A 15,622-nucleotide genomic window follows, 5' to 3' on the forward strand; every position below is an offset into this window, starting at 1 on the left:
CGCCGCCTTACAATTAGAATGTTCTCAACAGCACCCGCATTACACCGTCAGCGACCGCAGCTTTCGTTCCTGATGAAGCAAGGAGGGCCCCATGCCGATGATCGTCAAGACCGTGCAGATCCTGGTACATGCCGAATACGAGACGCTCTGGAAGTTACTTATGGACCGGCTGGAGAATCCCGGGCGGTACCTGCCGGGGGTCACCGAGGCGCGGATAACCGAGAGGACGGATGAATGGGTTGTCAGGGATATGAAACTGCACGGCGAGGATGTGAAAGAGAGGATCCTGGTGCGCCCCTACGACGGCGAGTTGCGGCACGAACTGGTCGAGCACCCTCAGTTCACCGGCTTCATCGTGACGAAGATCGTGCGGACCGCACGGCAGAGCCCGGTGGCGCCCCTTTACCTGGAATACGACCTCGACCTGCAGACCCGCTCGTTCAAGGTGCAGGGGGCGGTGCCGGGAGAGGCGGAGATCATGTCCGGGATCAACACGGAGATGCAACGGCTCAAGTCGCGGGCCGAAGAAATGGACGGCCGGGGGTGATCCACGGCAAGCCGGAGGTGACGATGAGATCGACCACGTTCGCCTGTCTCGCTTTCCTGCTCGTGGCCCCGGGATGGGCACCGGCAGCCTGGGGCGAGGACCCCAAATGGGTCCTGATCGACGAGAACCAGGGTTCTAGCTACTTCTATGACGCGGGGGAGGCCAAGCCGCCCAAGGCCGGCCTCGTCAAGGTAACGACCCGGGTGGTCTACACCGACGAGGGGAAGCGGGAGGCGCTGAAGATCCTGGCGACCGACGGCAAGCTCGCCAACCTGTACGAGACGCGCTACCACCACGAGATCGACTGCGACGAGATGGAGAGCCGCCTGCTCGATGTGACCCACCTGGACCGTCAGGGGGGGACTCTCCGTTACACCGGCGTGTCGCAGCTGACCGACTGGGAACCGGTCGACCCCCAGGCACGTATGAGCCTGGTGGCGGCCCTCGCCTGCCGCTAGCAGCCGCTACCTCTCGCGGCGGTACTCCTGCCTGAGCAGAAGATCCATGATGACCAAGGCCGCCATGCTCTCCACGATGGGGACCGCCCGGGGGACCACGCAGGGATCGTGGCGCCCCTGGGCCTCCAGCACGGTGTCGCTCCCGTCGAAGCCCGCCGTCTGCTGGCTCAGCCCGATGGTGGCGGGAGGCTTGAAGGCGACCCTGAAGTAGATGGCTTCCCCGTTGGAGATCCCCCCCTGAACCCCGCCGCTGTAGTTGGTCGACGTCCCGAGGCGCTCCCCTTTCCGGACGAAGGGGTCGTTGTGGCGGCTCCCCCTCATGGTGCTCCCGGCAAACCCGGAGCCGATCTCGAACCCCTTGGTGGCGGGGATGGAAAGCATGGCGTGGGCCAGGAGGGCCTCCAGCTTGTCGAAGACCGGCTCCCCCAGCCCGGCCGGGACATTGCGGCAGACACACCCCACCACCCCTCCCACCGAGTCCTTGTTGTCTCTCACCTGCGAGATCAGCTCGATCATCGACTGGGCCGCCTGCGGATCCGGACAACGGACCGGTGAGGCATCCACCAGTTCCCGTTCGATCCTCGCCAGGTCGACCGCCCCCCCGGCAATCCCGCCGACGGAGTCCACCCAGGCAACGATCTCCACGCCGTGCCGTTGGCGGAGGAACTTTTCCGCGATGGCCCCGGCCGCCACCCGTCCGATGGTCTCCCGCGCGCTCGACCTCCCCCCGCCGCTGGCGGCGCGCCGGCCGTACTTCTCCTGGTAGGTGAAGTCCGCATGGGACGGCCTGGGGACGGTGGACATCTCCTGGTAGTCCCCGGGGCGCTGGTCGAGGTTGCGGACCATGAGGGCGATGGGGGTCCCCAGGGTGAAGCCGTTTTCCACCCCGGAGAGGATGGTCACCGCGTCCACCTCGTTTCTTGGGGTGGTCAGGGTGCTCTGGCCGGGGCGGCGCCGGTTGAGTTGTGGCTGGATGTCCTCCTCGCTCAGCTCGAGCCCGGCGGGACAGCCGTCGACGACCGAGCCGACCGCCTGGCAGTGGCTTTCTCCGAAGGTGGATACCCGGTAGAGGGTGCCGAAAACCGATGACATGATGGGTTCCTTTGTGGGGTGCGGAAGGGGTTAGAAACGCCGGGCAACCAGGACCACCAGCGAACGGGCGGTCAGCAGGTAGCGATCCTCCTGGACGGCGGGGGCATGATCCCAATGAACGATGTCCTCCGGGGAGGGGAGCGCCGTGTCGATCCAGCGGTACCATTCCCGGCCGGGGAGCCGGTCCGGGGAAGGGAGGTGGAACCAGAGCGGCCGCCAGTAGGCGTTGAGCATGAAGTGGAAGACCACCCGGCGGCTCATGCTCCAGGCGGTGAGGGCGAGGCTGTGCGATTCGTGGCTCCAGTCGGGGGAGCCGAGCCTGACGCCATGCCACTCGAGGCGGGCCTGGCCGAGCAGCCGGTTGAGGGCCTTGTCGGCCATGGCCGGGTCGCTGTGCCGAATCTTGGTGGTGATCAGTTCCCGGGTGAAGCGGAGGACGTCGGCGTGGCGCTCCAGGTCGTTCCAGTCGAACCAGCCGATCTCGTTGTCCTGGCAGTAGGCGTTGTTGTTGCCGAGCTGGGTGCGCCGGACCTCGTCCCCCATCAGGATCATGGGGGTCCCCAGGGCCAGCAGGGTGACCGCCAGGAAGTTCTTCACCTGCCGGTTCCTCAGGGATTCGAGGGCGGGGTCCTTGCTGGGCCCCTCGTAGCCGCAGTTCCAGCTCAGGTTGAGATCCGAGCCGTCCCGGTTGTCCTCGCCGTTGGCCTCGTTGTGCTTGCGGGTATAGGAGACCAGGTCGTTGAGGGTGAAGCCGTCGTGGCAGGTGACGAAGTTGATGCTCTGCTCGGGCTCGCGCTCCTGGTGGCCGTAGATATCCGGGCTGGCCAAAAGCCGCGCCGCGAAGCGGGAGACCACCCCGTTGTCCCCCTTCAAAAAGCGCCGGACGTCGTCCCGGAACTCCCCGTTCCATTCCTTCCAGCTGTCGCCGATAAAGCTCCCCACCTGGTAGAGCCCCCCGGCATCCCATGCCTCCGCGATCAGCTTGATCCCGGCGAGGGCGGGATCGGATTCGATGTCCCAGAGGATGGGGGGATTCTTGAGCGGCCTTCCCTCGCCGTCGCGGGAAAGGATGGAGGCCAGGTCGAAACGGAAGCCGTCGACGTGCATCTCCTTGACCCAGAAATGGAGGCTGTCGATGATGAGCCGGCGCACCACGTGGTGGTTGGCGTTCATGGTGTTGCCGCAGCCGGTGTAGTTCAGGTAGTTGCCGTCGGGGTCGAGGGAATAGTAGACGTCGTTGGCGAAGCCGCGGAAGCAGACGGTGGGGCCGTTGTGATCCCCCTCGGTGGTGTGGTTGAAAACGACGTCGAGGATCACCTCGATGCCGGCCTTGTGCAGCGCCTTCACCATGTCGCGGAACTCGTCCAGGGGGCCCAGGGGATCCTGCCGGGAACTGTAGGCGGCATGGGGGGAGAAGAAGGAGACCGGGCTGTAGCCCCAGAAGTTATGCAGTCCGTTGGGGGCGTCGTCGCGGTCGAACTGGAAGACCGGCAACAGTTCCACCGCGGTGACACCGAGCTCCACGAGGTAGGGGATCTTTTCGATCAGACCGGCGTAGGTTCCCCGTTTCTCCTCGCTCACTCCTGAGGAGGGGTGCTTGGTGAAGCCTGCCACATGCATCTCGTAAATGACGGTGGCTGCGTAGGCGCGCTTGAGGGGAACGTCCCCCTCCCAGTCGTATCCCCTCGGGTCGGCGACCACGCTCTTCAGCGCCCAGGCCGTGTTGTCGCCCGGTACGCAGGCGAGGCTCCGGTCGTACCCTTTGGGTACCGCGACCGCGCGGCCGTAGGGGTCGATCAGCAGCTTGCCGGGATCGAAGCGAAGCCCCCGCTGGGGAACGAAGGGGCCGGCCACCCGGTAGCCGTAAAGCTGGCCGGGGCCCACGTCGGGGACGAAGATGTGCCAGTAGTGGTAGGTGCGGTTGCGCCGGGGATCGAGGGTGATGATCCGGGAGGGGACCCCGTCGTCGGGGTCGTCGAAAAGGAGCAGCTCTACCGCCGTGCAGTCCCGGGCGAAAACACTGAAGTTAACGCCGCCGGGAAAGACGGTGGCGCCTAACGGGGAGCTGTTTCCACGGTGCAGCTCACAGTACTTGTGGCCGGATCTGTCAGTAACTATAGCCATAGACCCGCTTTCCGGTTACCACTGAGTGAGAGATGGGGAGAAGGAATCGATCCACTGAGAACTATAGACCATCCGGCACCCTAGTCAAATTGAGAAAGCCCCTGATGGAACCGTCGCGTGAGAGTAGAGTGCCGCCGTAGGTTGGTCACCCGTGCCCACGCGAGTGCCAACGCTCCCTTCCCCCTAGCGGGAGGGTCAGGATGCCGTTTCGTTGTTCCGCGCCTTTTTCCACGAAAGGGCGAGGCCGGCGGCCGCGAGGAGGGTGCAAAGCCACCCCAGCCAGTCGCCGAACCGGAGATAGATCGTCCGCCCGTTCATGAGAGGGACGCGGTCCTCGATGGCCTCCCGGGTCCAGACCCCGGTACGGCTGACGATCCGGCCGACCGGGTCGACGAAGGCCGAGATCCCGGTGTTGGTCACCCGCACCAGTGCCCGCCGGTGCTCGATGGAGCGGAAGCTCGCCAGCGCCAGGTGCTCCATCGGTTCGGTGGAGTTCCCGTACCAGGAGTCGTTGGTGAGGTTGAACATCACCTGGGGGACGTTACGCTCCCCTCCCCCCCTCATGAGACGGCGGATGCGGGCCGGGAAGATGTCCTCGTAGCAGATGCTGACCGAGAGGGGATGGTTGCCGAGCATGAGAGGGGCATTGCTGGTGCCGGCCGTGAATTTCGCGGTGTAGGGGAGCCATGAGTAGAGGACGGGGAAGAGGTCCCCGAGCGGTATGTACTCGCCGAAGGGAACCAGAATGCTCTTGTCGTAGGTGCCGAGGATCTTTCCCGCCGGGTCGGTGAGCAGGGCCGAGTTGGAGACCTGCATCGTCTTGCCGGCCTGCTGCTGCACGATGCAGGCCCCCACCAGCATGGGGGTGCCGGTGGCGCCCAAAAGGGCCGGGGGAATGCTCCCCTCCCGGCTCGACATCCTCAGCCCGCAGATCCCTTCCGGCCAGACGATCAGGTCGACGGGGCCTGACGCCGCCAGCGAGCGGGACATCTGCTGGTGTTCCCGTACCCGGGCGTCGGGGTCGGAAAGGTTCTCCGCCCCGCCCCGGTTGGTCTGCACCAGGCCGACCTTCAGCTTGGCCGCAGCGGCGGTCTCGCGGCCGACGGTGCCGATACGCCAGCTCCCGTAGGTTACCACCAGCACCAGCACGGCCACCAAAGTGGCGGCGCTCTTGACGGGGAAGGCGCGCCGTTCGGCAAAAGAAACCAGGAGGTGGTAGACGGTCGCGTTGATGTAGACCAGCAGGAAACTGACCCCGAGGATGCCGGTGAGATCGGCGATCTGGGTCAGGCGGGGAAGGAGGTACTGGCTGGCGCCCAGATAGTTGGGGAAGATCTCGGGCCAGACGAACTCCGCCACGGTCCAGCAGACCGGGGCGACCCAGACCACGCTCCAGCCGGTCCGGCCGGTGATGAGCCGGGTACTCCACGCCCAGGCCGCGAAGACGATCCCGTTGGCCATGGCCAGGAGCACGAGTCCCAGCACCCCGACCGGCAAAGGCGCCCCGGCGAACTGCCGGAACATCCCGACGATCCAGTAGAAGCCGCCGAGGTGGGCCACCGTCCCCGCTACCCACCCAATGAGAAAGGCCCGCTTCGGCCGCTGCCCGCGGATCGCCCAGAGGACCGGGACCAGCGCGATCCACTCGAGATAGAACTGGTCGAATCCGACGTAGCCAAGGAAGAAGAGGACACCGCCCACCAGGGCGGCCAGCCAGGGGAGGAGAGGGGAGTTCAGTCTGGGATCAGCGTTCACGGCGATTCCTTTGGGTGGCGTTAGCGGCAGGTTGGAGAATTGGGAAGATATCACAGGCGGCCCACAAACTCAATTCACCAGGGGGGTACGAAAAGGGCGCCCCGAAGAGCGCCCCTGGGGGAGTCCGGCCTACCCTCTTACTTGGGCGGAGGGGGCTGGTAGTCGGGAGGAACCGGGTAGGAGGGCGAACGCGTACGCGCCCGCACGCCGGGGACCTGGTTTCCCTTCGCGTACATGCACTGGACGTAACCGATGTCGTAGCGGCGCTGGGCCTCGTTGCCGGAGTAGCGGCCCGAGCCGGACCCCGCCGCGGTCCCCAGGAGAAGCCCGCTCCCACCTCCGATGGCGGCGCCGGCACCCGGGTTCCCCGCCGCGGCGCCCAAGGCGGCACCCGCACCGGCTCCGACCAGCGTCCCCACCGCCGCCCCTTTGACGGTGGTGTTACTAGCGGTCTCACCGGGTGACATCCCGATCCGCTCGCCTGCCCACTGACGGCAGAGAGCGTCGTCGGTCATGAACTGGTCGAACGCCTTGCCCGGAGCCGGCAGGACCATCACGCTCGGCCCGGTAGGCATCGTTTCACACCCCGCCGCCAGCAGGAGGGCGAGCAGGGTCAGCACCTTGAGGGTCATCTTTTCCATGGGATGCCTCCTTCTACTCGGGTGGCGTCTCGGGTGGCGTGGCCGGGGTGGGAGCCACCCTCATCCAGCCGCCGGGACAGCGCTTGACGTACGGGTAGTAGCCGTTGGACTCCTTGCAGTAGTACCAGTATCCCTGCGGTTGCTCCGGAGCGCTCGGCTGCATGATGTACTCCTGGGGTTGCTGCTGCTGGATGATCACCGAAGGCGACGAGTAGTAGGGATAGGCATAGTACGGGTAGAACGGATAGAAGAAGGGGTCCCAGAACCAGGGGCCGCCGATGAATACGCCCCCGCCGAAGTGGCCGCCGTGATGATAGCCGCCACCGCGGAACCCGCCACCGCGCGCGATATGGCCTCCCCCACCCCGTCCGACGAAAGCTCCGCGCCCGCCACGCTGCGCATAGGCCGAGTCGTCGAGTGAAGCCGACAGGCAGCAGGCGAGAACCATGAGCGGCAACAAGACGATGAAGAGCTTGTGTTTCATGGCGACCCCCCTTTTAGACGGAAGTTTTATTCTTACCGTTAGTATACGCCGTTAGGGGGGGAACGGGAATGGATGGCCCCGGTCGCAGGCGGCGCGGCAACCGTGACGGGAGGCCTCAGCCACCGCGATCAACCGGTACGGCTGCGGTCGGCCAGGTAACGGTAGAGAGGGGTCGGCATGATGGTGCGGGCCACGATGCGGGAGAGGTAGGCGGCCACCAGGAATGGGATGATGAGGCTGTGCTCGTCGGTCATCTCCATCACGATGATGACGGCGGTGAGGGGGGCCTGGACGACGCCGGAGAAAAAACCGACCATGCCGAGCAGCGCGCACGCCTTGAAGTTGGCCAGGTGGCAGATCTTGGCGAACGACAGCCCGATGGCGGCGCCGATGGAAAGGCAGGGGGAGAAAATCCCGCCCGCCATGCCGGAAAGGTAGGAGAGCACGGTAGAGAAGAATTTCTCGGGAGCGAAGAGAAGCGGCCAGCTGCCGGTGGTCTCGCTCTCCAGGTAGTGCTTGGTTATCTCGTAGCCGGAGCCCCCCGTGGTCCCGTGGCTGAAGAAGTTGAGGGCCGAGCAGAGGATGCCGCAGTAAAGGGCCTTGCGCCACGGCTCTTTCGGAAGGGCGAAGATTTCCGGGTGGGCCAGGAGGCGGGCGAAGGCTCCGCCGGCCACCCCGCCGGCCACGGCGAGCGCCAGCGTCTCGGGGAAAAGGATCGGGGTCTGCGGGTGGAGGCTCGGGTGCCCGAAGTAGAGGTAGTTGCCTGCCAAGGCCATGGCGGCGATACCGGAGACGATCACCGCCAGCATGATCATCTCCCGGAATTCCCCGAGGATCCCCTCGGTCACCTCCTCGATGGCGAAGGCGATACCGGCCAGGGGGGCGTTGAAGGCGGCGGCCACCCCGGCGGCAGCGCCCGCGGTCAGGAAGGTGCGGAAGTCGACCTCGGGGGCCCTTTTGCGGAGGAACCTCCCGAAGGCGGCGAAGAGCGAGGCGGAGATCTGCACCGTCGGCCCCTCGCGGCCGATGGAGGCCCCGGCCAGGGTACCGGTGGCGCTGGAGAGGACCTTCACCAGCGCGGTTCGCACCGACACGAGCGAGCTGACCCAGGGGGGCGGATCGTCTTTCCCCGCCTCCTGGGCCCGGTCGATGGCCTCCAGGACCTGCGGTATGCCGCTTCCGCGGGCGTCGGGGCCGAAGCGCTGTACCAGCAGGGTGGCGAGCACGAACAGCAGCGGGGTCCCCGCCGCCATCAGGTAGGGGTGGCCGGTAAAAAGCGCGAAGTACCCCTTCTGCATGAGGCCGACCAGGCGCGCAAAAAGAACCGCGGCCCCTCCCACCAAGGCGGCCGCGGTCCAGATCGTCACCTGCACGTATGTCTTACGTCTCAGTCCCATGGTTCGCTAGCCTCCCGGAAAGGAAGGCTCCGGGAGAGCCCGTCCCCCTGCGGAACCGGCCCGCCGGATGACCCTACCGTACCACCAGCTCGTCGCGGCGGTTCTTGGCCCATGCGGCCTCGTCGTGACCGGCATCGGCCGGTTTTTCCTTCCCGTAGCTGATCACCGAGAGACGATCGGCCGGGACCCCGAGGGAGGTCAGGTACTTCTTGGCAGCCTGGGCACGCTTTTCGCCGAGCGCCAGGTTGTAGTCGTCAGAGCCGCGCTCGTCGCAGTTCCCCTGGATCTGGACCTTCGCCCCCGAGTCCTTCCTGATCAGCTCGGCGTCCTTGCCAAGGCGCACGCGGGCCTCCTTGGAAAGGGAGGCGGAGTCGAAGTCGAAGTACACTTTTTCCAGCCCGGCCTTCAGTTCGGCCGCCTGGGCAGCGTCGCCAGCGGCAGCCTTTGCCGCCTGGTCAGCTTTGGCGGCCTGTCCTGCCGCGGCAGCGTCCGGCTGGACGGTCTCCGGCTTCACTCGCGAATTGTCCTGGCCAGCGTTGGCGCTCGGGGCCGGTGCCTGCGGGGCGGGCGCCTTGGCGGCCGTGGCGGACGGAGCGATCGGCTCCTCCTTCTTTACCGTTTCCTGCTTGGCACAGCCACCTGCGAAGGTGAGAAAACCTGCCAACGCCACCAGAGCTACCACCTGCTTCTTCATCACTGCCTCCTTAGACTTCCAGCACGTTTGGATGGTTCGTCCCAGTCTCTGCTTGACGCGATAGTTTGGGACGGATATAATTTGCGTCACTAATTATCTGGCACGCTAATGAGTTTGTCAAGCGGCTTCGGGAGGTCGGGTGCGAAAAAAAAAGCGGCAGGAGATAGAGGAAGCCATCAACGACCTCCGGCGAATCTACCACGCCATCAACCAGTACTCCCGCACCGCCGAGAGAGAGACCGGTCTTACCGGGCCGCAGCTTTGGGCCCTGCAGCTGTTATTCACCGCGGCCCCGATGCGGCTCTCGACGCTGGCCGCCGGAATGTACCTGCGCCCCGCCACCGTGGTAGGTATCGTCGACCGGCTGGAGGCCAAGGGGCTGGTGACGCGGACCCGCTCGCAGGACGACCGGCGCGCGGTCGACCTGGCGCTTACCCCCAAAGGTGAGGAGGTGGTGGCCAACGCCCCGCAGGCTGCGCAGACCATGCTCCTCAAGGGGCTCGAGGCCCTCGGCGAACAGGAGCTGGACCTGGTGGTGGAAGGGATGAAGCTCATGGTCCGGATACTGGGGGCCGAGAAGATCACCCCGCAGCCACTCAGCCTCGGGTGACACTCCTCCGTTGATTCAGGGCAGGCCATGGCAAAATCGGAAGATTTATTTTTGCCAACCAAGCGCCTTGGGCGCAACCCTGGAGGCAGCATGATACGACGCGGTAGCGGAATCCTCTGTCACGTTACCTCCCTCCCCTCCCCCTACCGGTTACGACCCACGACTTCCCCAACGCGCTTATGAGCGCACTACCCCACCCTGCCGTTCATCGGCAAGGATCTCCGGCAAGGGACGCCTGAAGACCGCGACGTGGTGGCACGCTACCTCGTGACGACGTCAACGGGGACTTCATCAGGGCCGCCATGATGTCGGTAGCCAACACCGCCATCGTGCAGATGCAGGACGTGGTCGGGGCGGAGCCGCGGATGAACTACCCGGAAAGGCGGAAGGGAACTGGCTCTGGAGGTTCAAGGAAGGAGAGTATAGCCGGCACGCGGAGCGGCTTGCCGATCTGGCGAGGAGGTACGGCCGGGCCCGTCGATTTCCAGAGGGAGTCCCTCCCCCCGGCCGGGGGGAGGGAGACGAAAGGCTACTTCGCGCCAACCTTCGCCGCGGTGCTCTTGGCGAGGTCAAAGTGCTCTTCCAGGGTAGGGAGGGTCTTGTCGATCCACTGCTTCAGGGCAGGATCTTTGGCCTTCTTGGAAGCGGACTTGAACTTGGCGATGTCCTTTTTGTGGTCCATCACCATGGCATGCATGTACTTCTTGTCGAACTCCGCCCCCGTGTATTTGGAGAGCTTGTCGAGCATGGCCTTGTCCTTGCGCTCCATCTGGGCCGGAAGCTGCAGGTTGTTCTGGGCCGCCAGCGCCTTGAGCTCGTCACCGGCCTTGGTGTGGTCGGTTTCCATCCGCTTCCCGAAATCCTTGACCTCCTGCGCGGAACCGTTGGCCTGGGCCACCTTGCCGAGCTGGGCCTCCATGTCGCCGCCGCTGGCCGCATCCTTCATGAAAGCCTTTTCCGGCGCCGTCAACTTGTCTGCGCCCTGAGCGGTAAGAACCATGCCGCCGAACACCAACAGGGATATCACGGCCATCAATCCGACTACCTTTCTCATCGCAACCTCCTTGATGATCTCTTTTTATTGGAAAAATTTAACTTTCTAAAGTTACCCACGGCCGTGCGAATGTCAACGGTCCCCTTGATTTTAATCCCTGTCGATGACTAACGGCAACGCCCGTCCTTCGTCCCGTCCCGGCGCGGTCACCATCGGCAGAAGGGGACCGCGCCATATCGAGTAAAGCCTGCTATGAGCTGGGCTGTCCCGCCGAGGCTGCCGTCACCGGTAGAGCCGCTGCTCCTCGGTGTAGTAGGTGATCTTGGAATTGATCTCCTCCTTGATGATGGGGTGGCCGGTGGGCGAGAGCTTGCGCCCGGAGACGTGGACGTTGAGGAAGTCCCGCATCTCCCCCGAGATCGCGTCCGGCGTCCTGCGTTTGAGCTCGTCGATGGCGTGGCGCAGGACTGCCGGAATCGCCTCCACCAGCGCATCCACCCCTTCGGAAGGGACCTTGCCCGCGAGCGACTTCGGCGAAATCCTCGCCTTCCAGAGGATCTCGTCGGAGTAGGCGTTGCCGATCCCCTTGACGACCTTCTGGTCGATCAGCAGTGTCTTGACCGGCACCCGCGGCCGCTGCCGGAAGACGTTTTCCAGGTACTCCCGGGTGACCGCCAGGGCGTCCGGCACCCGTTCGTCGACCCGCGGATTCAGATTTACCGCCGCCAGGCGTTTGGGATCGGTCACGGCCAGGGCGGTGTCATCCGAGAAGCAAAGGGCCAGGATGAGGGAGGGGAGCTGGAGGACGTGCTCACTGTCTGAAAACTGGAAGACCCCCTTCAGCATGAGGTGGACGAAGAGGGCGGCGCCGTTGTCCATGCGGAAGGAGATCTCCTTCCCGGCCCGCTCAACCGCGGCGACGCGTCTGGAGACCAGGGAGCGGGAGAGTTCGCCGGGAGCGGCGTTGAGCCGCTTGCCTCGGAATTCGACTGCGGCGATCGCCTTGCCGGTGACCGCCTTGGCAAGATTGGCGGCAAAAACGGTGAGATCGGGAAGTTCCGGCATGGCATCCTCCTTGACAGCGTGGCAATCACTCCCCCGTGAGGGCGGAAGCGGTACGTCTCATAAAGGAACTATACCGGCAGCGGGCGCTTCTGCCAGCGGGGGACGGCGGCTAGGCGATAACGGCGGGGGGTAGCGAGGGCATCGCCGGGTAACGCCCCCCCTCGTGAACTGCGCGGGCTGCCAATCCCGGGAACAGCGGCGGCCCGCTGATCAACCTCAGGGGAGAGGTGATCGGCATCAACACCGCCATCGTGTCAGGGGGGCAGGGGAGAAGGAGAAGAGCCAGGCCCGCGGCAAGCAGGCGCCGGAGCAGAGCCAGGGGATGGAGCTTGAGGAACTGACCCCGGAGCTTAGGAGTCACCTGGAAATCGGGGAAAAGCGGGGACTGGTGGTGACCGGCGTCGACGATGGAAGCCAGGCGGAGGAGGCGGGAATTCAGGAGGGGGATGTGATCGTGGAGGCGAACCGGCGGCCGGTAGGGACGGTGGCCGAACTCAACGGCGCCCTGGCCAAAGCCAAAGGGGGCCCTTTTTTCACCGGATTTCAGCCCGCCTATTTACTTACTCTCCGTCTCCGCTACGAACTCAGCGAAACTCGTCTCCAGCTCGGCCAGCAACTCCGGGACTCCGCTCAACTCCCCATCCTTCCCTTTGGCCTCGATGGAAGCGGCCAGCGAGCGTATCTTCGCTGCCGAGATGTTGGCCGCGGCGCCCTTGATGGCATGCGCCTGGCCGCGAACCTTGACGGGATCCCCCTCCCCTACCGCCTCTCGCAGGGCCTCCAGGTGAGAGGATGCCGATCCCTTGAACATCCCGAGGAAGGTTTCCACCATCTCCTCGGCGCCACCCAGCCGCTCGACGAGCTCGGCGCGGTCGAAGACCGCAAGGGGCTGGGGAGCGGCTTCGCCTTCGGCGGCCTCCACCGCCGAAACGCTCTCGAGAGCGGTCACTTCCTGAGTCACCGAGGTCCTCCCAGCAGCGGGGGCAGCGCTTGCCGCCCCATCGCCGGGATCGGGAACCATCTTCTTGAGGACGCTCAGCAACTCGGCAGGGCGGGCCGGTTTGGAGAGATAATCGTCGGCCCCCGCCAGCAGACATTTCTCCCGGTCCCCTTTCAAGGCATAAGCGGTCATGGCTACCACCGGGGTCTTCACCCCCAGGCTCCGTAGCGCCCGGATCGCGCCGTACCCGTCCAGGACCGGCATCTGCATATCCATGAAGACGATGTCGAAGGACCTGGCCCGGCAGGCGTCCACCGCCTGCTGGCCGTCGCAGACCTCGGTCACCCGGTGTCCCTGCCGCTCCACGATGACCCGCACGATCTCGCGGTTGATGTCCACGTCGTCGGCCACCAGGACACGGAGCCCTGTTCGCCCTTCCTGGCTGGCGGGATCCGCCGCCGACGCCGCACCGGAGGCCGCGGCTCCCATCAACACCGAGACGATCGCCTCCCGAAGCTCCTCGTGAATGACCGGTTTGGGGAGGTATCCCTGGATCTTCAGCTCGCGGCAGCGCCGGGCGTCGCCCCGGGTACCGGCACTCGGCATGATGACGATGGAAATTCCGTCGTAGGCCTTATCCTCCCGCACCTTCTGCGCGAGCTCCCATCCATCCGCATTTGGCATCCGGAGGTCGGTCAGCAAAAGACGGGGCAGGGCGGACTCCTCACGCATCCGTTGCAAGGCGGCGAGCGCCGCCTCGGTACCCTCCGCCGCCGTCACCGTCATCCCCCACCGGGTGAGGAAGGCAGTGAGCAGGTCCCGGTTGATGGAGAGATCGTCCACCACCAGCACAGGAACCCCCTGGAGGAGGTCCCGGCCGGGGGGCTCGAGAAGGGGCTCCCCGTGGAGCTTGACAAGGGTGGTGAAGGTAAAGCAGCTTCCCGTTCCCGGCTCGCTGGTAACGGAGATCTCTCCCCCCATCAGGTTCACGAGCCGGCGGCAGATCGCGAGCCCGAGGCCGGTTCCGCCGAAGCGCTTGGTGGTCGAGGCGTCCCCCTGCTCGAAGGCATCGAAGATTTTGTTCTGCAGGTCCGGGGCGATCCCCACCCCCTGGTCGACGACCTGGAAGCGGAGCAGCACGGCGTCCGCGCGGTTCTCCTCCACGTCGACCAGGATCTTGACGATCCCCCGCTCGGCGAACTTGACTGCGTTCCCCACCAGGTTGATCAGCACCTGGCGAAGCCTGAGCGAGTCCCCCACCAGCGCGTCCGGCACGTCGGGGTCCGCGTAGAAGACCACCTCGAGCCCCTTCTGGGAGGCCCGCGCCGATACGCTTCTCAGCGTCTGCCCGAGCATGCTCCTGAGCATGAAGGGAGCCTCGTCCAGGTCGATCCTTCCCGCCTCGATCTTTGAGAAGTCGAGGATGTCGTTGATGATCTCCATCAGGTTTTCGGCGGAAATCTTCATGGAGCGGAGGTAGGTCTGCTGCTCGGAGCTCAGCTCGGTCTCCTGGAGGAGATCGGTCATGCCGACGATGCCGTTCATCGGGGTGCGGATCTCGTGGCTCATGTTGGCGACGAACTCGCTCTTGGCGCGGTTGGCCGCCTCCGCCCGGTGCTTCAGTTCGATGCTGAGAGCGAGATCCGCCTCGCGCTGGCGGATCCCCTTGATGATGACCGCGAGGCCGGTCAAGAGCGCGCCGATGCAGACGAAGGCGATGACCGCGATCCCCTTGATGGTCCGGTACCAATTGGCGAGGAAGAGGTCCTCGGTAACTGTCATCCCCACGATCAGCGGGTAGCGCGGGACTACCCGGGCGGCGCCCAGCCTGGCGACGTTGCGCCCCCCCTCCGAGAAGCGGGGGCCCGCCGTGTACATGACGTCGCTGTCCTTCTTCTCCTTATGGACGATGGCGTAGGTGGTGCCGGTGGTGTTGACCTTGCCGATCAGCGCGTCCTTGCGCGGCCAGCGGGTCAGCACCGAAAAATCGTTGCGGTAGAGCGTGATCGCCGCGTCGGAGCCGAGGTTCGCCCCCAGCCGCTCGTAGAACTTGGTGAAGACGTCCACCGAGATCCCGACCAGGACCAGCCCGAGCATGTCGCCGCGGGAGTTGTCGATCCGGCGGCTGATGTAGAAGACCCACTTGCCGTTCCCCTTGTTGCGGACCGCGATGCTGATGAAGTCGTCCGCCTGTCCCCCGGCCTGGGCCTTGAAGTAATCGCGGTCGGAGAGGTTTATGGGGGGCGGGGGGAAGGAGCGGGTGAAGTTGAGGACGTCGCCGTTGTCGGCCACGATGGTGGCCACGTCGACCTGCGGGAGGTTCTCGGTCTTGTCCTTCAAGAGGGTGAAGAATTCCTGGGTGGCCATCCGCTTGCGGAAGGTCGCCTCGTCGTCAGCCCCCGCCAGCCGCACCCTTTCCGCGATGACATCGAGGGCGATGTAGGAGGAGGCCATGGTCTGGTAGACATGCTCGGAGAGAAACAGCGAGTTGTTGCTCATCTGCTTCCGCCAGACCTTGATCTCCTGCTCGCGAAGGACCAGGCCGGCGATCGCCGCGAGGACCACGATGGCCACGACGGAAAGCGCCCCGAAGGCTATGGTGATCTGGCTCCCCTGGAACCGCCGCACGTGTGTTTGCATGCTCCCCCCGATGATCATGAGACCGCTCCCGTAGCCGGCCGGCGGGGACGCCTGCGCGGCACGTTAATGAGGAGGTCGCTTCATCTTATCGTCCGCCACGCGGCAATCTTGAGAAGAATGCTCGTGGTAGCACCACGGCGGCCGGTTAAAGGGCCGCCCCTCCCGGGAAAGCCGCAATTGA

General features: G+C 65.3%; 14 protein-coding genes and 2 pseudogenes. 6 read left to right on the forward strand and 10 right to left on the reverse strand.

Going from position 1 to position 15,622, the window contains the following annotated elements:
• Positions 1 to 91 precede the first annotated feature (91 nt).
• Positions 92 to 547 (forward strand): SRPBCC family protein, encoded by a 456-nt coding sequence (locus L4X63_RS14660; RefSeq protein ID WP_250679392.1) that lies wholly within the window; start codon positions 92 to 94, stop codon positions 545 to 547.
• 23 nt (positions 548 to 570) lie between these two features.
• The gene (locus tag L4X63_RS14665; RefSeq protein ID WP_250679393.1) at positions 571 to 1,005 is read left to right on the forward strand and encodes a surface-adhesin E family protein; all 435 of its coding nucleotides are present in this window, start codon (positions 571 to 573) and stop codon (positions 1,003 to 1,005) included.
• Between the two features lie 6 nt (positions 1,006 to 1,011).
• Here L4X63_RS14665 and aroC read toward each other — a convergent pair whose 3' ends face one another.
• The 7 genes from aroC to pal form a co-directional block, all read right to left on the reverse strand.
• Positions 1,012 to 2,097, reverse strand: a complete 1,086-nt coding sequence (aroC, locus tag L4X63_RS14670) for a chorismate synthase (protein WP_250679394.1) — start codon at positions 2,095 to 2,097, stop codon at positions 1,012 to 1,014.
• Between the two features lie 30 nt (positions 2,098 to 2,127).
• Positions 2,128 to 4,221, reverse strand: coding sequence for a glycogen debranching protein GlgX (gene glgX, locus L4X63_RS14675; protein ID WP_250679395.1), 2,094 nt, complete (start codon positions 4,219 to 4,221; stop codon positions 2,128 to 2,130).
• Between the two features lie 195 nt (positions 4,222 to 4,416).
• Positions 4,417 to 5,976: an apolipoprotein N-acyltransferase gene (gene lnt / locus L4X63_RS14680; protein ID WP_250679396.1), complete on the reverse strand. Its 1,560-nt coding sequence runs from the start codon at positions 5,974 to 5,976 to the stop codon at positions 4,417 to 4,419.
• A gap of 137 nt (positions 5,977 to 6,113) precedes the next feature.
• Positions 6,114 to 6,617, reverse strand: a complete 504-nt coding sequence (locus L4X63_RS14685) for a glycine zipper family protein (protein WP_250679397.1) — start codon at positions 6,615 to 6,617, stop codon at positions 6,114 to 6,116.
• 13 nt (positions 6,618 to 6,630) lie between these two features.
• Positions 6,631 to 7,101: a hypothetical protein gene (locus tag L4X63_RS14690; RefSeq protein ID WP_250679398.1), complete on the reverse strand. Its 471-nt coding sequence runs from the start codon at positions 7,099 to 7,101 to the stop codon at positions 6,631 to 6,633.
• 128 nt (positions 7,102 to 7,229) lie between these two features.
• Positions 7,230 to 8,498 (reverse strand): chloride channel protein, encoded by a 1,269-nt coding sequence (locus tag L4X63_RS14695; protein WP_250679399.1) that lies wholly within the window; start codon positions 8,496 to 8,498, stop codon positions 7,230 to 7,232.
• 73 nt (positions 8,499 to 8,571) lie between these two features.
• On the reverse strand, positions 8,572 to 9,192 hold the full coding sequence (pal, locus tag L4X63_RS14700; RefSeq protein ID WP_250679400.1) for a peptidoglycan-associated lipoprotein Pal: 621 nt from the start codon (positions 9,190 to 9,192) through the stop codon (positions 8,572 to 8,574).
• A 139-nt stretch (positions 9,193 to 9,331) separates the two neighbouring features.
• Here pal and L4X63_RS14705 point away from each other — a divergent pair, with 139 nt between their 5' ends.
• Positions 9,332 to 9,802, forward strand: coding sequence for a MarR family winged helix-turn-helix transcriptional regulator (locus L4X63_RS14705; protein ID WP_250679401.1), 471 nt, complete (start codon positions 9,332 to 9,334; stop codon positions 9,800 to 9,802).
• 281 nt (positions 9,803 to 10,083) lie between these two features.
• Positions 10,084 to 10,179 (forward strand): annotated as a pseudogene (locus tag L4X63_RS24025) (4-alpha-glucanotransferase); the annotation flags it as partial.
• A gap of 152 nt (positions 10,180 to 10,331) precedes the next feature.
• Here the strand turns inward: L4X63_RS24025 and L4X63_RS14710 are convergent.
• Entirely contained in the window at positions 10,332 to 10,856 is a 525-nt protein-coding gene (locus L4X63_RS14710) for a DUF4142 domain-containing protein (RefSeq protein ID WP_250679402.1), read from the reverse strand.
• Positions 10,857 to 11,078: 222 nt separating this feature from the next.
• On the reverse strand, positions 11,079 to 11,861 hold the full coding sequence (locus L4X63_RS14715) for a DNA-formamidopyrimidine glycosylase family protein (protein ID WP_250679403.1): 783 nt from the start codon (positions 11,859 to 11,861) through the stop codon (positions 11,079 to 11,081).
• 209 nt (positions 11,862 to 12,070) lie between these two features.
• Between L4X63_RS14715 and L4X63_RS23680 the strand changes: the two genes are divergently transcribed.
• Entirely contained in the window at positions 12,071 to 12,202 is a 132-nt protein-coding gene (locus tag L4X63_RS23680; RefSeq protein WP_502799918.1) for a hypothetical protein, read from the forward strand.
• A pseudogene (locus L4X63_RS23920) lies at positions 12,184 to 12,375 on the forward strand (PDZ domain-containing protein); the annotation flags it as partial. The gene L4X63_RS23680 and the pseudogene L4X63_RS23920, both read left to right, overlap by 19 nt.
• A gap of 42 nt (positions 12,376 to 12,417) precedes the next feature.
• Here L4X63_RS23920 and L4X63_RS14725 read toward each other — a convergent pair.
• Positions 12,418 to 15,441: a hybrid sensor histidine kinase/response regulator gene (locus L4X63_RS14725; RefSeq protein ID WP_250679404.1), complete on the reverse strand. Its 3,024-nt coding sequence runs from the start codon at positions 15,439 to 15,441 to the stop codon at positions 12,418 to 12,420.
• Positions 15,442 to 15,622: the final 181 nt, after the last annotated feature.

Source organism: Geomonas sp. Red32 (assembly GCF_023652955.1).
Classification (GTDB): domain Bacteria; phylum Desulfobacterota; class Desulfuromonadia; order Geobacterales; family Geobacteraceae; genus Geomonas.